23 protein-coding genes and 1 tRNA gene are annotated in these 26,402 nt (G+C 38.8%); 11 read left to right on the top strand and 13 right to left on the bottom strand.

Annotated features, from left to right (window positions below):
- Window positions 1-266: 266 nt before the first annotated feature.
- Window positions 267-337: transfer RNA gene (locus JWR87_RS06255), tRNA-Cys, on the bottom strand.
- A gap of 148 nt (window positions 338-485) precedes the next feature.
- Window positions 486-2,114 carry an L-glutamate gamma-semialdehyde dehydrogenase gene (gene pruA, locus JWR87_RS06250; RefSeq protein ID WP_297817003.1) on the bottom strand — a complete coding sequence of 543 codons (1,629 nt, stop codon included), beginning with the start codon at window positions 2,112-2,114 and terminating at the stop codon, window positions 486-488.
- Between pruA and JWR87_RS06245 the strand changes: the two genes are divergently transcribed.
- The gene (locus tag JWR87_RS06245) at window positions 2,115-2,354 is read left to right on the top strand and encodes a hypothetical protein (protein ID WP_297817000.1); all 240 of its coding nucleotides are present in this window, start codon (window positions 2,115-2,117) and stop codon (window positions 2,352-2,354) included.
- Window positions 2,355-2,446: 92 nt separating this feature from the next.
- On the opposite strand, the gene JWR87_RS06240 is transcribed toward JWR87_RS06245, so the two are convergent.
- The 4 genes from JWR87_RS06240 to prmA form a co-directional block, all read right to left on the bottom strand.
- Complete coding sequence (locus JWR87_RS06240) at window positions 2,447-3,121, bottom strand: YdeI/OmpD-associated family protein (RefSeq protein WP_297816998.1); 675 nt, start codon at window positions 3,119-3,121, stop codon at window positions 2,447-2,449.
- A gap of 127 nt (window positions 3,122-3,248) precedes the next feature.
- Window positions 3,249-4,070 (bottom strand): M48 family metallopeptidase, encoded by an 822-nt coding sequence (locus JWR87_RS06235; RefSeq protein ID WP_297816995.1) that lies wholly within the window; start codon window positions 4,068-4,070, stop codon window positions 3,249-3,251.
- Window positions 4,071-4,207: 137 nt separating this feature from the next.
- Window positions 4,208-4,858, bottom strand: a complete 651-nt coding sequence (gene plsY, locus JWR87_RS06230; protein ID WP_297816993.1) for a glycerol-3-phosphate 1-O-acyltransferase PlsY — start codon at window positions 4,856-4,858, stop codon at window positions 4,208-4,210.
- 60 nt (window positions 4,859-4,918) lie between these two features.
- Window positions 4,919-5,743 (bottom strand): 50S ribosomal protein L11 methyltransferase, encoded by an 825-nt coding sequence (prmA, locus tag JWR87_RS06225; RefSeq protein WP_297816990.1) that lies wholly within the window; start codon window positions 5,741-5,743, stop codon window positions 4,919-4,921.
- A gap of 206 nt (window positions 5,744-5,949) precedes the next feature.
- Here prmA and JWR87_RS06220 point away from each other — a divergent pair, with 206 nt between their 5' ends.
- Together JWR87_RS06220 and JWR87_RS06215 are read left to right on the top strand one after the other, a co-directional pair.
- Window positions 5,950-6,606 carry a DnaJ domain-containing protein gene (locus JWR87_RS06220; protein WP_297816987.1) on the top strand — a complete coding sequence of 219 codons (657 nt, stop codon included), beginning with the start codon at window positions 5,950-5,952 and terminating at the stop codon, window positions 6,604-6,606.
- Window positions 6,607-6,819: 213 nt separating this feature from the next.
- A complete protein-coding gene (locus tag JWR87_RS06215) occupies window positions 6,820-7,776 on the top strand; it encodes an arginase (RefSeq protein WP_297816984.1) in 957 nt (318 codons plus the stop codon).
- A gap of 98 nt (window positions 7,777-7,874) precedes the next feature.
- On the opposite strand, the gene JWR87_RS06210 is transcribed toward JWR87_RS06215, so the two are convergent.
- Both JWR87_RS06210 and JWR87_RS06205 read right to left on the bottom strand, forming a co-directional pair.
- A complete protein-coding gene (locus tag JWR87_RS06210) occupies window positions 7,875-8,066 on the bottom strand; it encodes a hypothetical protein (protein ID WP_297816982.1) in 192 nt (63 codons plus the stop codon).
- Between the two features lie 45 nt (window positions 8,067-8,111).
- Window positions 8,112-9,002: an SDR family oxidoreductase gene (locus tag JWR87_RS06205; protein WP_297816979.1), complete on the bottom strand. Its 891-nt coding sequence runs from the start codon at window positions 9,000-9,002 to the stop codon at window positions 8,112-8,114.
- 506 nt (window positions 9,003-9,508) lie between these two features.
- Here JWR87_RS06205 and pfkA point away from each other — a divergent pair.
- Together pfkA and pyk are read left to right on the top strand one after the other, a co-directional pair.
- Window positions 9,509-10,492, top strand: coding sequence for a 6-phosphofructokinase (gene pfkA, locus JWR87_RS06200; protein WP_297816976.1), 984 nt, complete (start codon window positions 9,509-9,511; stop codon window positions 10,490-10,492).
- Window positions 10,493-10,569: 77 nt separating this feature from the next.
- The gene (gene pyk / locus JWR87_RS06195; RefSeq protein ID WP_297816973.1) at window positions 10,570-12,054 is read left to right on the top strand and encodes a pyruvate kinase; all 1,485 of its coding nucleotides are present in this window, start codon (window positions 10,570-10,572) and stop codon (window positions 12,052-12,054) included.
- A 265-nt stretch (window positions 12,055-12,319) separates the two neighbouring features.
- Here pyk and JWR87_RS06190 read toward each other — a convergent pair whose 3' ends face one another.
- Window positions 12,320-15,523 (bottom strand): 4-alpha-glucanotransferase, encoded by a 3,204-nt coding sequence (locus JWR87_RS06190; RefSeq protein WP_297816969.1) that lies wholly within the window; start codon window positions 15,521-15,523, stop codon window positions 12,320-12,322.
- 214 nt (window positions 15,524-15,737) lie between these two features.
- Window positions 15,738-16,499, bottom strand: a complete 762-nt coding sequence (locus tag JWR87_RS06185; protein ID WP_297816966.1) for a murein L,D-transpeptidase catalytic domain family protein — start codon at window positions 16,497-16,499, stop codon at window positions 15,738-15,740.
- 547 nt (window positions 16,500-17,046) lie between these two features.
- On the opposite strand from JWR87_RS06185, the gene JWR87_RS06180 reads away from it, so the two are divergent.
- Window positions 17,047-17,733, top strand: a complete 687-nt coding sequence (locus JWR87_RS06180) for a DUF4197 domain-containing protein (protein ID WP_297816963.1) — start codon at window positions 17,047-17,049, stop codon at window positions 17,731-17,733.
- A gap of 144 nt (window positions 17,734-17,877) precedes the next feature.
- Here JWR87_RS06180 and JWR87_RS06175 read toward each other — a convergent pair whose 3' ends face one another.
- Entirely contained in the window at window positions 17,878-19,158 is a 1,281-nt protein-coding gene (locus JWR87_RS06175) for a HAMP domain-containing sensor histidine kinase (protein WP_297816959.1), read from the bottom strand.
- 174 nt (window positions 19,159-19,332) lie between these two features.
- Between JWR87_RS06175 and JWR87_RS06170 the strand changes: the two genes are divergently transcribed.
- Both JWR87_RS06170 and JWR87_RS06165 read left to right on the top strand, forming a co-directional pair.
- Window positions 19,333-20,109 (top strand): (Fe-S)-binding protein, encoded by a 777-nt coding sequence (locus JWR87_RS06170; protein WP_297816956.1) that lies wholly within the window; start codon window positions 19,333-19,335, stop codon window positions 20,107-20,109.
- A 217-nt stretch (window positions 20,110-20,326) separates the two neighbouring features.
- On the top strand, window positions 20,327-20,845 hold the full coding sequence (locus JWR87_RS06165; RefSeq protein WP_297816953.1) for a hypothetical protein: 519 nt from the start codon (window positions 20,327-20,329) through the stop codon (window positions 20,843-20,845).
- Window positions 20,846-20,916: 71 nt separating this feature from the next.
- On the opposite strand, the gene JWR87_RS06160 is transcribed toward JWR87_RS06165, so the two are convergent.
- The gene (locus JWR87_RS06160) at window positions 20,917-21,852 is read right to left on the bottom strand and encodes a DUF3078 domain-containing protein (protein WP_297816951.1); all 936 of its coding nucleotides are present in this window, start codon (window positions 21,850-21,852) and stop codon (window positions 20,917-20,919) included.
- Between the two features lie 248 nt (window positions 21,853-22,100).
- Here JWR87_RS06160 and lpdA point away from each other — a divergent pair, with 248 nt between their 5' ends.
- From lpdA to JWR87_RS06145, 3 genes are all read left to right on the top strand, one after another.
- Window positions 22,101-23,507: a dihydrolipoyl dehydrogenase gene (gene lpdA / locus JWR87_RS06155; protein WP_297816949.1), complete on the top strand. Its 1,407-nt coding sequence runs from the start codon at window positions 22,101-22,103 to the stop codon at window positions 23,505-23,507.
- Between the two features lie 340 nt (window positions 23,508-23,847).
- Entirely contained in the window at window positions 23,848-24,483 is a 636-nt protein-coding gene (locus JWR87_RS06150; protein ID WP_297816947.1) for a hypothetical protein, read from the top strand.
- Between the two features lie 151 nt (window positions 24,484-24,634).
- Window positions 24,635-25,165 carry a hypothetical protein gene (locus tag JWR87_RS06145; RefSeq protein WP_297816945.1) on the top strand — a complete coding sequence of 177 codons (531 nt, stop codon included), beginning with the start codon at window positions 24,635-24,637 and terminating at the stop codon, window positions 25,163-25,165.
- A gap of 151 nt (window positions 25,166-25,316) precedes the next feature.
- Here JWR87_RS06145 and JWR87_RS06140 read toward each other — a convergent pair whose 3' ends face one another.
- Window positions 25,317-26,096, bottom strand: coding sequence for a queuosine precursor transporter (locus tag JWR87_RS06140; RefSeq protein WP_297816943.1), 780 nt, complete (start codon window positions 26,094-26,096; stop codon window positions 25,317-25,319).
- Window positions 26,097-26,402: the final 306 nt, after the last annotated feature.

Here is a 26,402-nt window from a genome sequence, read left to right as displayed (position 1 = left end):
TAAAGCAATATTGAATGTAAATCAAACAAGTTCCGTCTTTACGGATAAAACGACTGTTGCAAACAGGTTTAATAGGAAAATTCATAGCGGCTTAATTTTTACTCGATCTTTTACTCGATCAACTATGTGTTTTTAGTGAAATAAGCCTCTATAAAGGTAGGAAGCCGGAGTCGGCGGAAAATGTTATAAGACTTTGAAAATCAAGGAGTAAAAGTAAAGTGGAGTAAAAATAAATAAGGATCACATTTCTGTAATCCTTACTTCAGAGGTCCCGAGCGGATTCGAACCGCTGTGGAAGCTTTTGCAGAGCTCTACCTAGCCACTCGGTCACAGGACCTTTTTTTTAACCGGGGGCCAAAAATAGGATAAAACGCTTGAACCAAAAACTGAAAAAGCTTTATCGTTATTTAAATTTCTATAAATCCATTTTTGATGAGCTAGAACCCTTGCTTTTTATAAACCTCCTTCAATTAGCAAAAGGTAGTTTAGCTTTCATTAAGGAATGAATATCGGTAATCTGTAGCAGGAACAAATGTTTCCTTAATGGTTCTGGCACTTAGCCACCGATACAGGTTAATCATACTTCCTGCTTTGTCATTAGTGCCGCTTGCACGACCGCCGCCAAATGGTTGCTGTCCCACCACTGCTCCCGTTGGCTTATCATTAATGTAAAAATTACCCGCGCTGTGTCTTAGTCTTTGTGTAGCGAGTTCAACCGCAGCCCTGTCTCGCGAAATGATAGCACCGGTAAGCGCATATGGTGAAGTGTCGTCCACAAACTCTAGCGCTTCTTCAAATTTTTCGGCATCGTAAGTATAAATTGTAAGAACGGGTCCAAAAATTTCCTCGCACATTGTTGCATATCGCGGATCTTGTGTTTCGATAATCGTCGGGTCAACAAAGTATCCCTTTGTTTTGTCGCATTTACCTCCTACCAGAATTTTTGCGCTTGCTTCATCAATATTATCGAGGTATCTCTTTATTTTATCGAAGCTTTTTTCGTCAATTACCGCACCAATAAAATTGCTGAAGTCCTCAACACTACCCATCTTCATTGACTTCACTTCAGCCACCAGTTTTGACTTTATTTCCTCTGCCAGGTTGCTTGGTAAATAAGCCCTTGAAGCGGCTGAACATTTTTGTCCCTGGTACTCGAAAGCGCCCCGGGCTAATGCAGTAACTACTACATCCACATCTGCAGTCTTATGTGCAATCACAAAGTCTTTCCCTCCCGTCTCGCCTACAATGCGTGGATAGCCCTTATACGTGCCTATGTTCTCCCCTATCGTTTTCCACATCTCGTTGAATACCGCAGTCGAACCTGTAAAATGTACACCAGCAAAATCAGGATGTGTAAAGCAAACATTACCTAGCACAGGCCCTTCAACATAAACCAGGTTTATAACCCCGTCGGGCAGTCCGGCCTCCTTCATAATTCTCATAAACATCTGGGCTGCATAAACCTGGCTATCTGCAGGTTTCCATACTACCACGTTTCCACACATGGCAGCACTGGCAGGAAGATTACCGGCAATCGCAGTGAAATTAAAAGGGGTAATAGCTAGCACAAATCCCTCAAGCGCCCGCCATTCGGTACGATTGTGCATACCCGCACCAGAAATAGGCTGCTGCTTATAAATTTCCGTCAGGAAATAAACATTAAACCTAAGAAAATCGATCAGCTCGCAAGCACTATCAATCTCGGCCTGGTATGCTGTTTTACTTTGCCCTAGCATTGTTGTACCGTTCATATACGCCCGATACTTTGTGGCAATAAGGTCTGCAGCTTTTAAAAAAATATGTGCCCGGCTTTCCCAACTCGTGTTGCTCCACGCCTCTCTTACTTTCAGGCCTGCATCAATCGCCTGCCTTACATGCTGTTCGTTACCGAAATGAAAATGACCTAAAGTATGTGCTGTTTCATGTGGCGGATGAAGTGCTCTTTTATTTCCAGTCCGCACTTCTTCTCCACCAATGTACATGGGAATGTCTAACTCTTCTTTTTTCAACTCTCCTAATGCCTTTTTTAAAGCAACTCTTTCCGGGCTTCCAGGCGCATAATATAAAACAGGTTCATTTATTGGTATTGGGTAGCTAAAATATCCTAAGCTCATATGTCTGATTTTAGGCTGCGAAGGTACATTATTCACTTAGTCAGTAGTGGCGCGGGGGGAAAAGCTACGGGTGAAAAACTTAACGAAAAACATTCAAAATACACATCCAGTTTGTCCCTGTTGCATTTAAACAACATTAAGCAGAAGCAATTAACAAGCCCTGTAGTAAAAAAATTTATGAACCAGGCGACGAAACTTCATGCAACTTTTGTTGCGTCGCAGTACGTTCGTCCGGGTTAATCTTGTTCATCTTTTTTCACGCACTACTGGTAGGGCCAACAAAAAAGTGCATCCTTTTCGGAATGCACTTTTTATAAAATTTGTAACACTTTTTATTTTTCTAACGGACTTTTCTTACCTGCCAATAACTTTTCCACTGTGGCTTCTAATCGACGATTACGGGTATCTTGTCTTTTAGCACCTTCAATCCACTCTACAAATTCTTTTTGATTCGTAGCTGAAAGGTTATGAAAAAACTCCCTTGCTTTTTTGTGCCCGGTAAACATTTTTTCTAACTCTGCCGGAGCAACTACCAGCTTCTTGTCAAAATCAACTCCTTTTAATTCTACTTTCTTCGTCTCCATTACTCTTTCCACTTGTGCGGGAACCGGTGTAAGAGGCTCAGTTCTTTCAAATCGCAACGCACTCCATACATGGTCCAGCGTTACCTCGCAAATACTAACGAAATTGTTACTTGATAAAATTTCCCAATTGCAATCCCGGTTCAAATCGCTGGCAATTTTACTTGCTGTTTTAGGATAAGCTACCCAAAGCTTGCTTTCTTTATTCAAGATCGGTAAAACATCCTTCATTATCCCATTTAACTGGCTGCCATTGATAGCAAAAACAAGCGCAAAATCAATCTTTTTTATCCTTAAAAGCGGAGTTACATTCTTTGAGTAGGATAACTTGATAAATTGCTTTTCAATTGAAGAAGGAAGACCTTGAATAAGAAAATTTTTTTCGTTGGAGATTTCTAATTTTTCGAACACAGTTTGTTGACACATGCCTCAAAAAGATTTAAGGTTTATCGAAATGAGTTGCGAAGGTAAAAAAAAGAACCTTATAATAAAAGAAAAAGTCGCCTCAATATAGGTATAGAGGCGACTTTCAACGGTAAAAAGAAGGAAAATACTATCTTGATGCTATTGGTTTGTAATATTTTAATGCTTCAGCCATTTGTTCCTGTAACTTTTGAATACGTGTTTGCTCTGCAGGGTGAGTGCTTAAAAACTCAGGCGGCTTTTGTTGACCACTACCCATCGCCTCCATCCTCTGCCACAGCGGAACTGCTTCGCGTGGGTTGTAACCCGCCAACGCAGTATAAATTAAACCAAACCTGTCTGCTTCAAGTTCTTGTTTTCTACTGTGCGGCAGTATCGCGCCAACGGAGCTACCCAAACCGTAAGCCTGCATAAACATACTTTGTGTTTCAGCTGGTTTATTTGCAAGCGCAACTGACAAAGCCACACCGCCTAATTGCTGCACCAATCCTTGGCTCATCCGTTCTGAACCATGCTTTAAAACTGCGTGTGCAACTTCATGTCCTACAACTACGGCCAGGGCAGCTTCGTTTTTAGTGACAGGTAAAATACCTGTATACACCACTATTTTTCCGCCCGGCATACACCACGCGTTCACCTGGTTACTGTTAACTAAATTGTACTCCCATCGATAATTCTGAAGCTCGTTAGCAATACCTTTTCCCCGGTAAAAGCTGGTAACGGCAGAAGCTATTCTGCTACCTACTCTTTTAACCATTTCTGCATCTTTGCTTTGGCCGGAGGACACAACTTTATTTTCTGATAAAAATTGTTTGTATTCCGACACAGCCATCTGTTGCATCTGGTCATCAGACACAAGTGATAACTGACTGCGACCGGTAATAGCATTTGTTGTACACGCTACCACAAGCATCATTACCAGGATACTAAATAAGGATAATCTGTTTTTCATACTCTATTTTTCCTAGCTATAAACAATAATAATACCAAGAGGAAAAAAAGTTATAATCAGTTGATAAACAGTAATAATAAAACCGTTAATAAATAAATTGATATTAAAAAAATAGAAAATTTAAAATTCGAAACGTCCTAGTCAAGATCTTTACTTTTATTCTTTCTTCGGTCGCGATGCTTTAAAATAGGAACTTTACTTTCTGTTCCCTTAAGGATACGGTTGATATTTTTCTGGTGTGTCAAAATCACCATTAAGGCAACCGATATTGCGAAAATTCTGTAAAGGGGTTCCTTTTCGTTCCAGATAAAAAGTATGAAAACAGCAAAGGCAATGCTGGCAAGGATAGAGCTTAGAGAAACAAAGCGTGTCAAAAATAGCACTAAGAGAAAAACACCGACACAACATACTGCTACGACGGGTTGAAGGGCGATAATCATTCCAAACAAAGTTGCTACTCCCTTACCCCCTTTAAAACTAGCGAGGATGGGGAAGATGTGCCCCACGATAGCAGCAAGACCCAAACCAACCATAAAGTTTGTTTTAGCAAACGGATGTGTCATATAAGGAGTGAAAACTACTAATGAAGTAGCAATTAAGCCTTTTAAAACATCTACCACCATAACGAGTGTTCCCCATCGGGCACCCAATACTCTATATGTGTTAGTTGCGCCTGCGTTACCGCTGCCGTACTCTCTTATGTCTACGTCAAAAAAATGTTTACTAACCCATACAGAAGTTGGGACAGAACCAATTAGATATGCTAATATGATAAGTAAAAATTCCATCTTTAATTTGAACAACAAATAGTAGAGAAGCAAATTTATAAAATGAAGAGGAACTAATTCTTAATTTATAGAACGATGAAGCAATACGCAAATCCATTTATTTCTTTCTACAGTCGAAACATGTTCAAATCTCGCTCCTACAAAAGCACTAATAACTTCATTTTCATCCTCCTTTAGTAAACCACTTAATAATATGTTTCCCTGGTTGCTACATGCTGCACTTAAATAACCAACACTAGAAAGTATTACGTTCTTATTGATGTTCGCCAAAATAATATCAAACTTCTCCTCACTCCTAAACCCATCTGCTTTTTCTATTCTAATGTTTTGGCAACTGTTTTTTTCTATATTCTCCCAGGCATTCTCGATACTCCAATCATCTATGTCAACAGCCCATACATCATAACTCCCAAGCTTTTCAGCTAAAATTGCCAAAACACCCGTACCTGTTCCAAAATCTGCTACTTTCTTGTTGTTGAAATCAAGCTTACTCATTTCCCTAATCATCATGTATGTGGTGGCGTGATGACCAGTACCGAAACTCATTTTAGGTGTTATAATTATTTCGTGCTCTATGTTACTAAAAGCCGGGTGAAAATGCGCCCTAATCACACAAAAGTCTTCAACAATTACAGGATCAAAGTTACTCTCCCATAAAGCATTCCAGTTTTGTTCTTCTATTACCGTTTCCGAATATTTTAGATTGTAAACTAATACAATCGCTTCAAAAACAGAGGGATCATATTTTCCTTCATCTATAAAACAAATCAGCTCAAAATCCTTTTCTTCAAAAGCATCAAAACCCGAAGCCGACAATTGAGCAATTAATTGCTCCCTTACCTGTTCATCCGTTACAGCAATGGTTATTTGTATTGTCTTACTCATGAATTTTAAAAGTATTACTATACCTTAAGCTTTATAATTAACAGTTATATTTCACCTTACCCAGAGGTCCCTGTTGGCACTATATTTCTCAACTTACCTCTTCTTAGTAACCCGTAAAAATTGCACTTTTTTAAACAAGAAGAACTTTTTTAATGCACTATTTCTATTTTTATGAAAATAAGTTAGGCTGAAGAGGCTGATGGGTTATGGCATATTCGAAGGACTATTATAAAATATTAGAGATTAACCCAACTGCTACTCCTGCGGATATTAAAAAATCTTACCGAAGGCTGGCTTTGCAATATCATCCCGATAAAAATTTTGGCAACCAGTTGTTCGAAGCTAAGTTCAAAGACATTATCGAGGCGTATAAGGTGTTATCAGATGCCAGGCAGCGCGAAGAGTATAACAGAACCCGAAATCAATATTCACAACCCGAAAAAAAGAAGACTGAGCAACACAGTACTCCGCAAACAATCCTTAATCAAACCATCGATTTTAGAAAAAAAATCTCAGTTCTTGACCCTGATCGCATGAACAAAACTGCTTTGTTTCAGCAGATAGAGCACATATTGTCAAGACACAACATCACCATACTTCAAAGGAATAACGATCTTAAACTAAATAAACGAATAATTGAAGAAATCATTTACTGTGCAAGGTTTCTTCCTTTTCCACATGTACAGCGGATTTGTTTTCAATTAACCGCGATAGCAGGAACAGATAACCAGATGTACAGAAAAATTTATAATTTTTCAAGGGAAGTAAGAATGCATACTGTATGGAATAAATACAAAATACTTGTAGCTGTTCTGCTGGCTATCATACTTTGTTTCACGATTTACTTTGCAAGTACGATCTAGATGGTCATTTCATTTATCTCAACAACCCTTTCACTTAAAAGGAAAATAGTAGTTTTGTCAATAGATATGTGTTCAACTCATTATCATATTAACGCAGTTCCTTTCGCTAGTTTATTGCTTCCTGTTAATTATTATATTCCAGAATAGTGCCTTAGCCTGCCTGCTGCTGTTCCTCTCCTTTTTTTTGATTATTGATACATTCTAAAAGCTCTTATGAAGAATATTAAATTAATTGAAGTTCCTTCTGAAATTGGTGCTGGTACAAGGGGAGCCAGCTTAGGTATTGATGCTATCAAAATTGCAGCGCTTGATTTTATGAGCAACTTTTTTCTCCACTTCCCTTCCGAAAAAATTCAGACTGAAAACAATATTCTTTTCGAGCCAATTTCTTCACCTTACGCAAAACGCATCAGAGGCATTTGTACTATGTACGAGCGCGTAAGCAAATGTGTGTTCAACACTATAAAGAATAATTTTTTTCCTATCGTTTTAAGTGGCGACCACAGTACGTCCGGAGCAACCATTGCAGGTATAAAAATGGCTAAGCCCAAAGCAAGAATTGGTGTTATATGGATAGACGCTCACGCTGATTTACATACCCCATTTACTACTCCGTCGGGTAACATGCATGGTATGGCGCTGGCAACAGCACTGGCAGAAGACAACGCCGAAAAAGGAGTGCATACACTAGACCATGAAACCGAGAAGTACTGGCGCCACCTGCAAAATATAGGAAACATTGCGCCCAAAATTTTGGGGGAAGATATTGTTTTCATTTCCTTACGGGATTTTGAACGCGAAGAAAAATCGCTGATCGAAAAGCATGGAATGAAAGTGATAACTACTGCCGATGTACATCGTAAAGGACCAGAAAATATTGTGAGATCTGTAATTGCTTATTTAAGTGATTGCACTGACATATACATTAGTTTCGATGTCGATAGCCTTGACTCTTCCATTTCAAAAGGAACGGGAACCCCGGTAAGCAACGGCCTTCGTGAAAGAGAAGCCGAGGACTTGATAAGCAAGTTTATGCACAATCGAAAAATCTGTTGCTTCGAAATTGCAGAGGTGAATCCTACCTTAGATAAGGAAAATTTAATGGCCGAAATTGCTTTCAATATATTGCAAAGAGGCGTAAACATTTTAATGATGGATCAACAGAAGTGACAAGTTTTTGTACCTGGCCCAATAACACTTATTTAGCTTCCGTTGCGTCGCACTTTTGTAGCTTGATACCTTTCATCAACAAAATTCAGTGCAAATAATTACTTCTTTATTTGTTGTACCCCTTTCCCTTTTTGCCCATCACTTACATTTTCTGTTTCATCCAATTTCACATCTGCATCTTCGTCGAAAGAATTATTAAGAGTATCAATTGAAACCGATGTACCGCTTTCATTTAAAATAAACTCCCCATCCTGGTTATCAGCCAAGCCTTTGTTTTTATCCTTATCCATGGAAATATTTTTCTTACCCCAGCACAATTTTTACGCCACCGCGGTTTACTTAACGGCACTAATTCCAAATGTTAGCCTCACACCTTCCTCAAAGTTTACCGGGCTATAATTTAGTTGCCGTTGAGCCTTTTCTATTTTTAAGCCCGATCTTTTAGCTCTTCGTACCGGTTCAGCAAATGTCTCGGCCGTCACTTCGTGTATAAGCGATGAGTCTAATTGTAAAATCTCAGCAGTTTTTACCGCCATATCATAAGGAGATAAAATGTCTTTTCCGGCAAGGTTAAAAACACCTGTAACTTCTGTGGCAATAATTGTGGAGATGCCTTTACAAATGTCTTCAGCAAAAGTGGGCGTGCGAATTTGGTCACTAACTACTTTGATTTGTTTTTGTTGTTCTAAGCTGGTTTTAACCCAATGTAAAAAAGTAGGTCTCATCCCCTCTCCCGCATGTCCGTAAATAAATACAGGTCTAACAATGGTATAACGGTCAGAAGTTTCAATTACCAGTCTTTCTGCCCGTAGTTTACTTTCTCCATAAAAATTAAGGGGCCCTGTTTCTGCGTCTTCTGCGTGCGGTCCATTTTCCCCGAAAATAAAATCAGTAGATATATAAATGAAGTGCACACCAGCTGCCTGTAACAAGTATCTCGTTGATTCCACATTTATGTTCAGACACTCGTTTTTATTGTTTTCGCATTCGTCTGGCTTGCTCAAAGCGGCGTTGTGGATAATAACATCAAAAGAATGTTTTAATAACATTTGCTCCACTGCTGCTTTATCTGTCAGTTCCACTTCTTCATAATTAATAGTATCAGGGTTCTGTATCCTACATGCTCCTTTGCCTGTAGCAACTACGTTATATCCCTCGCTCTTTAAATAGCAAGTAAGGTGTTGTCCTAAAAAACCGTTTGCGCCGGTAACAAGTACTTTTTTCATGTTTTAAGAATAGTATCAGAAAAAAATGGAAGTAAAATAACGAATGTTTAAAGACATGGAAGTCTATCACTGGCTAGGCCTTGTTTTTCGAACATTCTGCCACACGAATTTCTTACTTCTTAATACGGTTTTGAAAAAGCCCGGTACGAGAACCTTACCACAAACGAAACACGAGGCAACAATGCTTAATATCTATACTAACAAGGTTGGCCTTCTTTATTCTTATGCCCAAACCAACCATTGCTACTATACAAGATCGTTACTTCTTTCAAAGATTTAATGTGTGGCTTTATCTTACCAATTGGCTTGATTTTTTTGTCGCATCACTCAACGTCGCCGAAGCCAAAAATTAAAGCTGGTTAATACAATTATTAAAAATCAGTTGTACAAAAGTGGGCTAAAGTTTTCGTTTAGTTGTAATTGCTTAATTTCGCGCTTCGTGTTTAAAAACACTTATGATTTTATCATACTGCTTATTAGAAAATCAAAAGAACTTATAGCTTATCATGGCGACAAAAGTTACAAAAATAGGTGTTCTTACATCGGGGGGAGACAGCCCGGGAATGAACGCAGCAATAAGGGCGGTCGTTAGAACGGGAATATATCATGAATTGGAAGTATTCGGCGTAATGAGGGGATACAGTGGGATGATTGATGATGACATTTTTAAAATGGAAAGCAGAAGCGTCGCCAACATCATTCAAAGGGGAGGAACGATATTAAAATGCGCCCGAAGCGACGAATTCAGAGATCCGGCAGGCCGCGTAAAAGCTTACGAAAATCTGAAAAAAAGAGGAATTGATGCTCTGGTGGTGATTGGAGGGGATGGTAGTTTTAAAGGAGCACAGAAATTTAGCAATGAATTTGATATTCCGTGTATTGGTTTACCAGGAACAATAGATAAAGATATAGCTGGCACTGACTTTACCATTGGTTTTGATACAGCGGTTAATACCGCAGTGGAAGCAATTGATAAAATAAGAGATACTGCTGATGCACATGATCGATTATTCATAGTCGAAGTAATGGGTCGCGATGCTGGTTACATTGCATTACATAGCGGGATAGCTACAGGTGCTGAAAACATTCTTATACCCGAGACAAAGACGAATATTGAAGAGTTGATTGCTTCTCTTGGGGAAAAAGAAAAAAGACGAAAATTGGTCAATCTCGTTGTTGTAGCAGAAGGTGATGAATTTGGAGGTGGAAATGAAATAGCACGTATCGTAAAAAAGCGTCTGCCTAATATTGATACCAGAGTTTGTATACTAGGACATATTCAACGCGGAGGAGCACCTACTTGTCTTGACCGACTTATTGCAAGCCGTATGGGTTACCACGCAGTGGAAAGTTTAATGCAGGGACGATACAATGTAATGGTTGGAATAGTAAATAATAAACTTCATTATACTCCTCTTGACCACGCAATTAAAGCAAAACAAAAACTCAGTAATCAATGGCTTAAAATTGTAAAAATTTTAGCCAGCTAAGGACGAGGGAACAATTGTTGTTTCTATAAAATTTGCGGCAATTAAAATAATTAAACTCATTAACACAATACCTGAATATGTTACAAGAAACTGAAGCAAGCTGTAAGCAAATGGAAAGCCGTGCTTTAATGGAAAAGATGACCCATAGAACGAAAATTGTAGCAACAGTAGGACCTGCTTGTGATACATATGATAAACTGCTTGAGCTAGTGCATGCAGGCGTGAATGTTTTTCGCCTCAACTTCTCGCATGGCAGCCATGAGGATAAAGCTCAAATTATACAGCATATCCGCGCTCTAAATGAGTCGGAATGCCTTAACATTTCTATTCTTGGTGATTTGCAGGGGCCGAAACTAAGGGTGGGTGAAATAGAAAATAATGCACTGAAAGTGGAGGCGGGAGATATACTGACCTTTACAAATGAAAAATGTGTAGGAACTTTAGAAAGAATATATGTCTCCTATCCTAATCTTGCCGGAGATGTTAAGATCGGCAACATTATTTTAATTGATGATGGTAAACTTGAAGTTAGAGTTGCCGATATTTTACAAAATGGAGATGTAAAAGTTGAGGTAACCCTTGGAGGGGTATTATCATCTAAAAAAGGTATTAATCTTCCTGATACAAAAATTTCTCTACCTGCTTTAACAGATAAGGACTTAGAAGACCTAGAGTTTATAATTGAGCAGGAACTTGACTGGGTGGCTTTGTCTTTTGTACGCAGCGTAAATGACATTGCTATTCTTCGTGATAAGTTAAATGCGAAAGAAAGTAAGTCGAAAATTATTGCGAAAATTGAAAAGCCCGAAGCTGTTGCTAACATTCGTGATATCATAAATGCAAGTGATGCAATAATGGTAGCACGTGGAGACCTAGGGGTAGAAATGCCGGTTGAAAAAGTTCCAATGATACAAAAAAGTATCATCCGGAAGTGTTTACATAGGGCAAAACCAGTTATTGTAGCTACGCAAATGATGGAGAGTATGATTGACAGGGTTAAGCCAAACAGGAGTGAGATTACGGACGTGGCAAATGCAGTACTGGAAGGTACAGATGCGGTAATGTTAAGTGGTGAAACTGCCACGGGCCAGCACCCTGCACTTGTGGTACAAACCATGGTAAAAATAATAGCTGAAGTAGAGAAAGAATATCGCTATAACCGTGAAGAAGATTTGAAACCGCAGGGACACTCTCCTTCGTTTTTAAGTGATGCTATTTGCTACAATGCTTGTAAAATAGCCCGCGATGTAAACGCGGATGCAGTTATAGGAATGACTAAAAGCGGATATACAGGATTTGTATTAAGCAGCTATCGACCAAAATCTCCGCTTTTTATATTTTCTAAGGAGAAATCATTAATCAACCAATTAAGCTTGAGCTGGGGTGTGAGAGCCTTTTATTATACGGAGGAAGAAAGCCTTGATTCCATCATTGAAGATCAGATTAACATTTTGAAAGAGAAAGGCCACATTAAATCTGGTGATACGGTAGTTAATACAGGAAGCACACCTGTTCAACTTCACCTGCCAACAAATATTTTGAAGCTAACAAAAGTTGAATAGAATTGATAAAGTAAAAACAAAAGTCCCCAACAGGAAAAATGTTGGGGACTTTTGTTTTTAAAAAATTTTATTTTTTATGGTTTGAGGAAGGCTCTTAGTTTTTAAAATCCTTTAAGCTCAGCTACCTGTAACTTTCTTGATTTGGAACAATTTTTACCCTCCAACCCCTAAGGTTTTTCTTATCGACCAATTAAAAGAGCAGGAAATCGGGTTACCTAACTACCACTCAAATTCCTGCTCTTTCCATATTTAATGATTCGACTAACTATCTTCCACTTTTAGCGACATGCCCTTTTAATTCCGAAATAAACTCAGTTTCGTTTATTAATTGTTCTAGTGAAATATGCATTCTGTAACGCCAATAGTGTCTTGGATTTGCCGGTACATTTATTCTTTCTTCATTTGGATTTTCCCTTCTTAATGTTGCACTCATTCCTAAAAGATCCTGTAGTTGGAAAATACTCCACATAGCTGGCGAATAAAGGTGCTGCAGTACTATTATCCTGTTTATCCATGGTTCGCAGAAATACGGCGCAGTCCCCCACTGGCCCAACTGACTATTAAAAAACAATTGCGTTGCTGCGCGGTCTTCCTCCCACCATCCCCTAATCGTGCTCATGTCGTGGGTTGACGGTGTTACTACGCTGAGATAAGGAGCATCATTAGGATGAAAAAATTTGCGGGTGGGATCTTTAGGCATCCTCTGAATTTCAAGACTAAGTATTGCCAGGTCTTTCATTACACCAGGAACACAATCAGGAACCATCCCTAAGTCCTCGCCACAAATCAACATGTTGGTGCTACGCTTCAGTTCAGGAAGTTTCATTAAAGCCTCTTTCTCCCAATGATTATCCTGCCGACGGAAGAAATAATTTACATACAACTCATACAAATGATGCCTGGAGTGGGCATCCTGATTCTGGTAGGATAGTGTGTCAAACATCGCAATCCTAAAGTGAAACTGCTGCTGATCTGATCCCTCCACTTCAAAGAAAATAACATTACTGATTAGGTTGAATAACCCCTGTTTCAAGTTGCGGTTTTGCTCGCTATCCTCCTGGCCGGCAAAATAATCTTCTACTTTTTTTTGAGTATCAAACGCTGGTTTCAAGGTGTAAGTACCTGTTGACGAAGGTTCAAGAAACTGTGCTGTAACAATTTGAACATCCCCGGAAAAATTTTGGTTTAGCACTGTATCATTGATAAATGGAGCGCAAAGCCTTTCATAGCTAAATGAAATTCCCCTTCCTACAAGTTCATTAATATGTACAGGTATTGCAGGAACAAAATGTCCCATTATTCCTTCTACTGCATTCATGGGAATACTCCAAATGCGGAAAAAACCAAGAATATGGTCTATTCTAAACGCATCGAAATAGTAGCTCATTTGGGTAAAGCGTTTCTTCCACCAACTAAAACCATCTTCACGCATGCGTTGCCAATTGTAGGTCGGAAAACCCCAATTTTGTCCTTTCACAGCAAAATCGTCGGGAGGAGCTCCTGCCTGCATATCCATATAAAACAATTCGGGCTGCTGCCAGGCGTCGCAACTATTACGATAGATGCCTATTGGGATATCGCCTTTTACAATAATTCCGTTTTTGTGAGCATAAGTTGTTGCATCATTCAGTTGTAGGTGTAAATGATACTGGATGTAATAGTAAACGCTGATCTGCTCGTCTGCGTTTAAAGGAGATCCCGCGAGTTCATTTATTTCTTGCGCATCAAATTCTTGATTTGATTGCCATTGGTTGAAATCTGCGGTCTTGTTCTGCTCTCTAAAATAGGAAAAGGCCGCATAAGGAATTAACCAATGCGAGTTTTCGTCAAAAAAGGCATTAAAGTCAGGGCTCTTGAAGGTTAGTTCCTTTTGCGAAGGAAATACCTGTTTTATCAGGTCCCACTTAACCCGCATAACTTCTACATAATCTACATCGGTTTTACTATTAAGTTCAGCTTGCTGATCGTGTAATGCTGCTAATAATGCCTGGTTTTCTTTGTCAACAATCGCCGGCAAATGGAGGTATAAGGGATGTAAAGCAAAGGCGGAAATGGCTGCATAAGGATAACTGTCTGTAAAAGTGTGCGTAGCCGTGGTATCATTTACCGGAAGAAGCTGAACCAGCTTTAAACCTACCTGTTTTGCCCAGTCAACCATCAACTTTAAGTCACGGAACTCTCCCACTCCAAAACTGTCAGCACTTCTTAAACTAAAAACAGGGATGGCTACGCCGGCACCTTTATAGGGATTAGTAGAAATAGCAGCAAAACCATCAGAAACAACAGTTAATTTATCGGAAGCGCCGTCGTAAATAACCCGGTTGTTCCCGGTTTCAAACCCTGTAAACGTATTGGTATTTATGTCAAAAACGCCATACTTATAACTCAAGGGAAAAACAGCCTCAGACAGATCCAGCGAAATAGAATGCCATACTTCTTCTGGCTTTCTTGCAAGTAATAAAGGCTTCTCTATATTCCACTCCCCTAGTTCTGCTACTGACCCAATAATACATAACGCCTGCCCTTTTGCAAGTAACGGCGCTTTAGCCCGAAAAATATGCGTTACTTTTTCTTGAACAACTGCTTCCAGCTCTGTATAATTTTCTTTCAACAAAACTTCTTGAAATGGTTCCGTATAGTAAGTATTTTCTATTAGGGAGGACGGATTCCATGAGTCTATTAATAAAAGTTCTTCTCTGTCAAAAAAGTTGGAGGTAATAACCTTGTCCGTTCCCCACTCCACCGAAATCCTTCCTTCCGCGTTCTTTAAAACATAATTGTAAGTAACATCGCCAGTTAAAGGTTGCCCTTCCGGCATTTCAACTGTCCCAAACCAATAATTTTCATTTAAATAACTTAAAGGAAAAGCTTTTTCAAGATCGTTATTACCAAACAAAGCATGACTACCTGAAACAAGAAGTGACTGTCCTATAACTGTTTGAAACTTTATTTGAAAAGTTATTTTACGTAAAACGGAGCCGTTTGCGTCAGCAGAAACAAAATTTATTGCTTCCTCTCCAACCACTACTTCGGTTTGGGCATCAGGTTGAATTTGTTCTATTTGTGCCTCTTCTATTTTTTGCTCAACTAATCCCTCTTCACGGCCAGACTCTTCAGGTTGCTTCTCAACACTTGCCTGCTTTATTGCTTTTGACGACTTTGGTTCTTTAACTTGCAACTGCTTTTTAGCTGCTACGGCTTTCTTTGGTTTAGCAGGTGGTGGTACTACAGCTTGTTCTTTCTTTTCAGTTGACTTTTCAGGAGCTGTCTTTTTAATTGACATTTTACGAGCCGGGGCTTTATCTACCTTGGCAGGTTCCTTTAAAGCCTTCGTTGTCTTTTTCTTTACAGCCTCTTCAGCCGGTTTAACCCGCTCATTTTCTTTGCTTCTGTTTGCAGAATTTCCTTCGGAAGAAGTGCCGCCAAATGCGGTAGATTCGTCTTCATCTAACATTGAAGTATCGTTCATTAAGCTTGATTGATTTATTAGCCGCGAAAATAATTAAAACAGACCAAACGTATTTCAATTATATGATTCAAAAAGTTAATGCCACTACTATCGAAAAAGCAGGTGGCACGTTTTCCCCGGCTCCGCAATGGTAGTGGGAGTGCAAGATTAATATGTAAAAAAAGAGCCGGTCTTATATGACCAGCTCTTTTAATTATTTTATAGAAGGAATTTATTAAGCTACTTTCTTTGCTATAGCAGAATGCATAGCGTAAGATTTATCAGGACTATAAAGAAACAAACAACTACCATTTTTAATTTTTTCGATAATTGGCTTATGTAAATTTTCAGGAAGTGCAGGACAACCAAGGCTACGTCCGATAAAACCCTGCATCCTGATAGCACTTTCGCTAACATAAGCTGCGCTATGCATTACAATAGCCCTGCTATTTGCATTATCATTAATTCCTTTTTCCTGCCCCAATAAATGAAGAGAAAAACCATGTTTACCAATGTAAGTTCCACCTGTTATATAAAGACCCAGACTACTCTTATTGCTTTCAGGCTCATTTGAAAATTGGCTTGCCATTTCTTTTCCAGAGTTTCTTCCATGAGCTACATAAGTATTATAAACTACCTCTTTCTTTTTTAAATCAACAATAAATAAACGCTTCTTGCTCGAAGGCAGACTAAAGTCTACTATTGAAATTAAATTAGTGTTATTCAGCCTGCCAGAAGAAAGCAAATGATTATAGCCCTTCATAGCATAGTTGAAGGCATTGCGCGACAAATTCAATTGGTTCAATTGTAAACTGTCGTACAAAGAAATGTTTTTAACAGGAACATCATTTTCTATAATACCAGTATCGGAATTGTCAATCTTAATGGACGAATTTGAAACTGTTGGAATAGTATCGTATGGTCCGGTAGTGGCGTATACAAAAAGAAAATTGATAACCAGGGCAGAAGCTAACAAAACATACAATTTCTTACGCATAGACAATTTTAATGTTACGTGGATCAAATATATTTATAAAAAAACAAACTAGGGAACGGTTGTACCAGAAACGGTACTTATTGCTGGAAAACGGGTGTAAGGTACACCTTCAAATTCCCACGAACAACTTAAGCAAAACACTTATATATTCTTTAACTAAATAAACAAAAACTTCTGAGCCTACTTCTTCTATAACCTTTTAGTTTCCAGTTGCAACTCTTTTTTAAAAAAACAGAAGTATTCCTTTAACCTCTTTTGAAACTCTTAACGGAAAGCTCCTGCTCTGTTTCGCACAATTGAGTTCGTAAACCGTTATAATGCTAGCTTGTTAAAAATAGCTACCTCATACTATCTAAAAAATTTCTTATTGCCTTTACATACTTGATTTAAATTAAGACGCTCCTATACTTCAGTTTGATTCTTCCGTTTATTGCGCGATTACACTTTCTTACAACGTTATTTTAACAAACCATATTTCTTTTTCGGCAAGCTATTTTCTTACGCTACGTCAAACCACTAATTGGTTGATACTTATAAAAAAAATACCATGAAAAAAATTCTTCTCCCCATCTTCCTGATCCTATTATTGCCCTTCTCTTATTCCTGCGGCACCTTGAAATCTTTAGGATACAACCTTACTGAAGCTGATGCTGCATCGGCAATACGCCAAATGTTAGACTTAGGCACCAGAGAAAACCTTTCAGGCGCATTTAGTAAAGAAACTATTCTTTCAACTCTTCTTCCCGAGTCTGTCAGCAAAACTTTAAACACAATAAATACGCTTGGCCTTACAAGCGAAGTAGACCGCTTCACAACAACATTAAGTAACGCAGCACAAAAGTCTGCAACTGCTGCTACACCTATTTTTGTAAACAGCATTAATAACCTGACATTTACTGATGCTATTCGGATAATTAAAAATGGTGGCACTTCCGCTACTGATTATCTGAGAAGTTCTGCTGGTAGTAATCTTAGACAATCAATAAGACCAGTAATGCAAGCAGCTTTAGATGAGTATAAAATAAATGAACAATGGAATAATATTATTAAGCCCGTAAAAGCGCTGGCCGGAAATAAATTAAACCTAGACTTAGCTACCCTAATGGCAGGCGCTGTTAGTGAAGCCATGTTTCGTAAAATAGCCGAAAAAGAGGTACAGGTAAGAAGTGATGCGTCTGCAAGAACAACTTCACTTTTACAGAATGTGTTTTCAAAGAACTGGAACCAGCAATAGTTGAAGCCCTCTTATGATTTAAAGTCACCGTTCTCCCAGTAATAACAGAGCAAAATGAATAGTCTTTAGAGTTTATTCATTTTGCTCTTATTATTTAGGCCAGCCTGCTCTTTAAAAAAACATGTAAGAATATATCTAACAATTTCATTTTCGTTTATCATCAATCATTTTTGGCTGCACCATAAAAGCATGCACGTTGTCCTCAACCCTATAAGTAATAGCCAGTTGGTGCGTATCACATATTTTTTTTACAATAGCTAATCCCAAACCATTAGAAGTATCGCTGCTTGTTTTAGACTTATTAAACCGTTTAAATAATTGCTTTTCCTCTATGCCCGGTAGCTGGCTGGTATTACTGATAGCGTATTCGTTTGCGGTTACTTTTATCGAAATACTTCCGCCCCTAAAGTTGTACTTAACCGCGTTTCCCAATAAATTACTTATTAAAGAATCTGCTAATAGAGGATGAAGCCTTACTTGAAAATTGCCTGGAAAATTTGTCTTTATCTCTACTTGTTTGTCTTTAATAACCTCCTCGAAAAGCTTCAGATACTTCTGTGTAACATCTGTGAGACTTATCAATTCATTTGTTTCATATTGGTTGTTTTCGATTTTAGCTAATAATAATAACGATTGGTTCAACTTACTCAATCTGCTTAGTGCTGTGCCGGTATCTATTATTGCCTGTACCTGGCTGTCCGTTAGGTTTGTGTCCTGTAGTAACAATTCCATCTTACTTTGGGCTACAGCCAGGGGGGTTTGCATTTCATGCGCTGCATTTTCGGTAAATTCTTTCATAGTCACATAATCACTATAGACCTTATCAGTCATTACGTTTAACGATGCATTCAGTTCATTAAATTCAACTATGTCGCTATTTTCAAACCGAACAGCTTCCATTTTTTGCAATTCTGCCTCTCTTATTTTTTTAAGAGAAAGACGAAATGGCTTCCAAAGGCTTTTGCTAATGAGCCAGGTAAAAAGCAAGGTGGCTACAAATAAGCCAGCAAAAACAACAAGCATTATTCTTGTAACGTTGGCTTTCATAGCTACCTTCTGTTCCTGTGTTCTGCGTATTTTTATTAAATAGCTTATTCCGTTTATTGGAACAGTATGGGTTAGTTGCCTGTAAAGAGTCCTGTCATTAGGAGTCGATCCGTAAGTATCAGCTATTTTTGGAAAATCGGTTAAAGGAGCGTTAACAGGAGCAATAACAATTTCAGGAGTCCTCAAGACGAATGTAGCGCCATTGTCCGCCTCTGTTTGTAAGTACCTGAGCCATTGAATTTCTTCCGACATCAGCTCCGCATCCATCCTATCATTCATTTCGTCACTAAATCCGCGGTACAAGAAAAACCCTGCGGCAAACAGCAAAGGCACCATTGCTATAAGAAAATATAATGTAGTCTTTGTAAGGAGTCGCATTATAAGAGGTTGATGTAAAATTTCAAAAATTATTGTACCACTACTTCCAGCTACTTTTAAATATATAAATGGTTACGGTTCTTCCGTAAAAGGCGCGCAACCGAATCTCATCCCCCGGGGGTAGCCAATCATCATTAATTTATAGTTTCTTTGCCTTTCGCAAAATTGAAGCAAATGAATGTTCCTACAATGGCGGAAATGGTTGCAAACGGAGAAACTCCCGAAATTTTATTTTGGGTAGGATGTGCAGGAAGTTTCGATCAAAGAGCTCAAAAAATAACAAAAGCATTTGCCACTATTTTAGATCATGCGGGTATTAAATTCGCTATACTTGGAAAAGAAGAAGCTTGCTCGGGAGATCCGGCAAGAAGAGCAGGAAACGAATTTCTTTTTCAAATGACTGCTTATAACAACATTCAGGTTTTAAATGGATACGAGATTAAAAAAATAGTTACAGCCTGCCCCCACTGTTTCAACATTTTAAAGAATGAATATCCTGAGTTGGGCGGCAACTACCAGGTCGTTCATCACACACAGTTACTACAACAACTGATTGATGAGGGTAAAGTGAAGATGAAGGAAGACGGAAGCTTTAAAGGCAAAAAAATTACTTATCACGATAGCTGCTACCTGGGGCGTTCAAACAATATTTATGAAGCACCTAGAAAAGTGTTGGAGGCGTTAGATGCCGATCTGGTAGAAATGAAACGTTGCCGTACCAACGGGTTGTGCTGCGGGGCAGGTGGTGCCCAAATGTTTAAAGAAGAGGAAAAAGGTGATCGGTACGTAAACGTAGAACGAAGCCAAGAAGCTATTGGTACAGGTGCCCAAATAGTTGCTGCAGCTTGCCCTTTTTGCAACACCATGTTAACCGACGGGGTAAAAAATAAAGAAAGGGAAAACGAAGTTCGTGTAATGGATGTAGCTGAAATGGTTGCCGAAAACTTGTGATATTCTCTTTAAAATTTTCTGCTTTATTATTTTATTTTCGGGTATAGATTATTTTTGTACCAGTTTTTAGGATTGACTTTACTTTGGTTACAGGCAGTTGATTAAAATTCATCATTATTGTGTCACTCCCTTGTACCGCAAAACAAAATCAGCAATTATTAATGCAACAGTCTCATTCATATTAATTGGCACGAAAGGTTGCACCAAAATCAAAACAATGAACTTAGAATATAAACACCTAATTCCAGAAGATTTTCATCCCTCATCCCGTGTCTGGATTTACCAGTCAAGCCGCTTATTTTCTTTGGGAGAAGCGCTGGAGATAGAAGAAATGTTGAACGATTTTACAGAAAACTGGAACTCTCATGGAGCTAAAGTAAAAGGATATGCAAATCTTTTTTTTGGACAGTTTATTGTCTTAATAGCCGATGAAACCCAGGCGGGTGTCAGCGGATGTAGTACAGACAGTAGTGTTAGATTGATTAAGACAATTGAGGAGACCTTTAAGGTTGATATGTTTAACCGCCAAAACCTCGCACTTTTCATAAACGATAAAATTCAGCTACTACCTCTTTCGCAACTTAAATATGCTGTTGAAAATAACTTCATAACTCCCGATACTATTTATTTCAACAACCTTGTGCAGACGAAAGCCGAGCTTTTGGAAGGTTGGCTGGTTCCTGTAAAAGACAGCTGGCTCGCAAGAAAAATTGCACTCTCGTCGAAAGCCGTATAAGATGGCTTTCAGATTCCAAGTTGTATAATAGCTGCTGCCGAAACTTTAATCACTACAAGCCATTAAAGTTTCTATTTCAACCGCATCGTAAACCCTATGCCAATTAAACTTTTCAGTTGTAGCGATGGGCTACGCCCTTGTTTTCCAAATAATCTCACATCGTCATCATAAATAATATCAAGGTTATATGTGGCGGCGAGGTACCTGTTTATTTTAAAAGCAAAATAGTTCGTAAAGAAGACATCTATATTCTGGGGTTTGTTACGGTAGTTGCTAAAAAGATCGAGGCGACCTTTATAAGAAATATTATTGCTCATTGGCCTAACCATATTGATAGATGCAAAAGCTCCAAATTCATTTATCGCATGTCTGCCCGAATCAACTCCATACAAACCTTTAGCAGCTAACTTTCTGCTGGCTACAATAACCCATCGGCTTGTTAGCGGCGAAATAAAGGCCGAAAATTTAGCAGAAGGTTTATAGTCAAATCCCAGTGAAGTGAGGACGTAGGCAGGTGAAAGAAAAGTAGATGATAGTGTTTTGTTGACTGACGAATAAGAATAGCCATCAAACAACTGCGTTCTAAAATTAAATAAGCCCGACAAAAACCACTTCCCGTCAAAGTTGTATCCATACTTGGATAAAAGGTCCACCCTGTCATCATTTTTCCGGGTGCCGGCACTGGTACTCTGCAATAAACCAAAATTAAAATCAAGGTTATTGTCCCAGTTTTGTCTGCCATTTCTGTAGAATAGGTAATAATTCACATAACTATTAATAGCCATTGAAAATTTATCACCGCCGGCTGCCCAATTTCTCAACGAACCCTGGGTGCCATTCAATGCTACCGTGCCTCCTTTTACCCAATTCCATGGTGTTGTGTCTGCGGCGTCTCTTCTTAGCTGACGATTCATTTCGCTTTGCAGCTTTTTTACCGTTATATCATCCTGGCAATACGACGTTGTATAAGCGCATACAGCAATAGCTAAGAGTATCCATCTTCTCATATCATTAATAATTGAAAGCAACAAAAATAAGATGAATAGGATGGTTTAACGGTGGATAACCAACCGGGGAAATGATTACTTTTCAACGCTTTTACTTATATCTAATTTGTTCTTTGCATAGTAACCAGTATTTTTGCACATCATTTTAAAGGTTGTTCTGTTACAACTGCAAATCCACGTTATGTGAACCAGTGAAGTAAAACAGGCAATAAAAAATCAAACACTCATTTTAATAATATAACTAAACTATGGCGTACGATGTAATCGTTTTAGGAAGCGGACCAGGTGGTTACCCGGCAGCTATCCGAGCTTCACAATTAGGTTTTAAGGTTGCCATTATAGAGAAAGAGAGTCTTGGTGGCGTGTGTCTTAACTGGGGATGTATACCAACTAAAGCTTTGCTAAAAAGCGCACAGGTTTACGAGTACGCCAAGCACAGCACCGCTTATGGTATAAACGTAACTGGTGCGCAACACGATTTCGGAGCTGTTATAAAGCGCAGCCGTGGAGTTGCAGATAAAATGAGTAGAGGCGTTCAGTTCTTGATGAAGAAGAATAAGATTGATGTGATTATGGGTTATGGCAAACTGAAAGCCAAAGGGCAGGTAGAAGTAACTGCAGCAGACAACAGCAAACAAACAGTCGAAGCGAAATACATTATTATAGCAACAGGAAGCCGGGGAAGACAATTACCGAACCTGCCGATTGATGGCAAAAATGTAATTGGCTATCGTGAAGCGATGGTATTACCAACACAGCCTAAAAGCATGATTGTAGTAGGCAGTGGAGCCATAGGCGTTGAGTTCGCTTATTTTTATAACAGCATGGGAACTAAAGTAACCATCGTCGAGTTTCTGCCCCGCATTGTACCGGTTGAAGACGAAGAAATTTCGAAGGAACTGGAGAAGCAATATAAGAAACAAGGAATTGAAATTATGACCAACTCAACCGTTGAGGCAGTTGAGGCAACAGGTAATGGTGTAAAAGCAAGAGTAAAAACCCAGGCTGGCGAAGTTAGTCTGGAAGCAGACATTGTTTTGAGTGCGGTAGGTATTGCAGCCAATATTGAAAATATTGGTTTGGAAGAGTTGGGTATAAAAACAGAAAAAGGAAAAATTGTAGTAGACAAATTTGGCCAGACAAATGTACCAGGATTTTATGCTATTGGCGACTGCACGCCGGGACAAGCACTTGCTCACGTAGCAGGTAAGGAAGGCGTGAATGCATCAGAGCATATTGCTTATACTGAAAAGAAATTTGCCCACGCTCCTGAAGGAATTGATTACAACAACATCCCCGGTTGCACTTATTGCACCCCTGAGATTGCAAGCATAGGTTATACAGAAAAAGCAGCCAGAGATGCCGGATATGACATTAAAGTAGGCAAGTTTCCTTTTATGGCTAGCGGTAAAGCAAGTGCGTCGGGGGCAACCGAAGGTTTTGTAAAAGTGATCTTCGATGCTAAATACGGAGAGTTTCTTGGTGCTCACATGATTGGAAACAGTGTTACTGAAATGATTGCAGAAGTATCGGTGGCTCGTAAACTAGAAACGACTGCCCACGAAATTCTTAATTCCATTCACCCGCACCCCACTATGAGCGAAGGTTTAAAAGAAGCGACTGCAGTAGCGTATGGCGAGGCTATTGATGTTTAACCGGAACTAAGAGGATTGTAAGGATTAAGAGGAAGTGGATTTAAAAACCATAAAATTATAAGGGCCGCCATTGCGGCCCTTATAATTTTATGGTTTTTATTGACCCTATGCTTAAACGAAAATTTAAAGGCTGCTAAATAAAACAGAAGTACAAGTGAGTGACACAACGATTTTGAAGAGAGCTTCAAATGCTTGCATTAGAATCTTATCCTCTATTCAGGCTGAGAACTAAAGCGGGTTCTGTATTCTTAACATTAATTTCTGCTCAAGATCTTATTTCCGGAAACAGGTAAATCGTTTAAAGAGGTAGTTTTATAGCGAAGTTTAATTATTACAGAAAATGCGTATTGTTCTATTTGTTCTGCTTTTACAATCTTGTTTTGTCTCAATTGCACAATCGGGTGACTATCCTGATTATCGCAGCAAAAAGGAGTTGTTTTCGAGAATTATTGAAAAAGATATTCGGAGCGACATTGCTTCCTTCAGTATGGCCGGTATAGACGAAAGCGTGGGAAAGCTTCCTCTGAAATCGCTTCCTATTACAGGTTTTGGAACTGACTATATTACTTTCGCGGGAAACAATGTACAGGTAAAGGTTTCATCTGCTCCCTTTGATAAAACGAAACACAAACTTGGATTTTACGAAGAAAAGTACCTGGTAAAGATTGACAATAAGCCCTACTTTGGCGACTACGGAAAGGTGCCGAGAACAACCATTGAAAATGTTATGGTGGTTATTGACAGAGATACGGTAGCTATTCCCCCCGCAGCTTATAACGACTTGCACAATCCCATATTTTCATTCTATGACAAGGGAGTACAAAAGACCCAGAACAAGGTTTACCTTTCTAACGATGGCCACAAAATCTACGTTTATATGCTGAAGCGCGAAGAGGGCGGCAGTTATGAAGTAACATGGGTTATTCAGGATAAGAAATACGTAAGGCGCGTGGTTGATTTTGGATTTCTTAAATAAGGCTTTTTGAATCTTTTGTACCGTTGCGCTCATCTTGCTTTTTAATCTCAATTCAATTTAGAGAAACAACTTTCAAATATTCTTGTCATGTAATAAGAGGGGGTGTTTCTTTTGACGTATTTTTCCAAAGCAACAACCGTTATTATTAAACATGAAACAGGGTACAACTGGTACAAAGAACCTTCGCTGGTACATGCGCTATCTCCACAACAAAATCGGGTTCTTTATTGTGGGACTTGTGATCATTTATGGCTTAACGGGTCTTCTGCAAACCTATAGGTATACAAACTTGTTGAAACATGAGGTTGTTCATAAAAAGCAACTTGCACCCAACTTATCAGATACTGGGGTAGGGATAAGTTTAAGGCTACCTAACTTTAAAGTAACTAAAATAGAAGGCAACGTGCGCCACTTTCAAGATGGTGCTTATAATGCAGCAACCGGTGCTGCCATCTATTCTACTAAAGAATGGTATGCGTGGCTGGTCCCTTTTATCGAGTTGCACACCACCTCTACAGAAAGCCGTAAATACTATTTTACTACGCTGTTTGGTGTGGCATTGCTGTTTATGTCTGTCTCAGCTTTTTGGATGTTTAAGCCTGGAACAAAACCTTTTAGTTCAGGAGTCTATTTGACGATTGCGGGTATTGTTGCTTCAATCATTCTGATACTGTTGAAGTGAGAATTAGGCGCGATTAAAGCATTGTTCCTAAACGAAGGTTTTGAAACAATGGACCAGAAAATTTTGTGCAGGAATGTTTTTGGGTTAGACATAGTTTAAAGAGATGCAGAACAGCCTTTGCGCAATTTAAGATCGAACTATTTAGAAAGGCTTACCCCTTATTACCCATTGCTGACACACGCATCTGCCTTGCTGTTTCACTTCCCACGTAGTTTGCGATTCTGGCTTCAGCAAAATATATTACCGGTGTCATTAAAACCGCAACCAGAAACTTGTAGCTATACCCTAACAGCGAAATAGAAAGCACTGTTGGCCAACTCCACCCCTTTCCTATTTTAAAGGCAATAAATACGACAATGAAACTATCGACCAATTGAGATACCACTGTTGAGCCTGTTGCCCTTAGCCAAACTTTTTTCTCCCCGGTTACTTTTTTTATTTTATGAAAAATGGTGACATCGATTAACTGGCTTACTAAAAACGCAATAATACTTGCAACAATAATCCACATGCCTTGCCCAAAAATAGAGTTGAAAGCGTCGTTCATGTTTGGTATACGATTTTGACCGCCACTAACAATCCAGAAATCAGCAGGAGGAAAATTTATAGCCACGTAGAAAATAATAAAAGCATAAGAAATGAGGCCAACAGCGATGTAAGAAATTCTTTTTACAGCTTTGGGACCGTAAAATTCGTTTACAATATCTGTTATAATAAATTCTAAAGGCCACAGTAAGACACCACAAGAAAGATTGAACGATAAACCAGTCTCTCCAAAAATGGTTAAGTTGGCCGGAGGTAATCCAAGTAGTTTTTCGAGTGAAAATATTTTACCTCCTATGCATTCGGCTATTAAAGCGTTTGCTACAAAAAAAGCGGTGATGGCCACAAACAGTTTTGTCGGCTTTTCTTTTATAATGTTTTCTATCATTCCGGCGATAATATTCTATATAAAATTTGAATTAAGAAGCAACCGATATTGAAGCTAGTCAACCATAAAGGGATCGACAAAGTTTTTTTTATGGCAATCATCAAAATTGCATACACAGTAAAAGCGAAATTAATTAATACAGACATCAACCACCCTACAACAACAACAAAGCCTGAAGCCGCGTGGGGAATAGTAAAATGAGTGTGTCGAATTAATAAACATAATATAAAGAACAGGTTGCAAATGAACGCCACCCTGCCGAGAAATAAAAGGCTACGCATGAAATACTTTCGTGTAAAATAGTAT

It is taken from the genome of Segetibacter sp., assembly GCF_025963695.1.
Lineage (GTDB): Bacteria > Bacteroidota > Bacteroidia > Chitinophagales > Chitinophagaceae > Segetibacter.
Note: the sequence above shows the minus strand (reverse complement) of the source record. Positions and strands in the feature narration are given on the sequence as shown.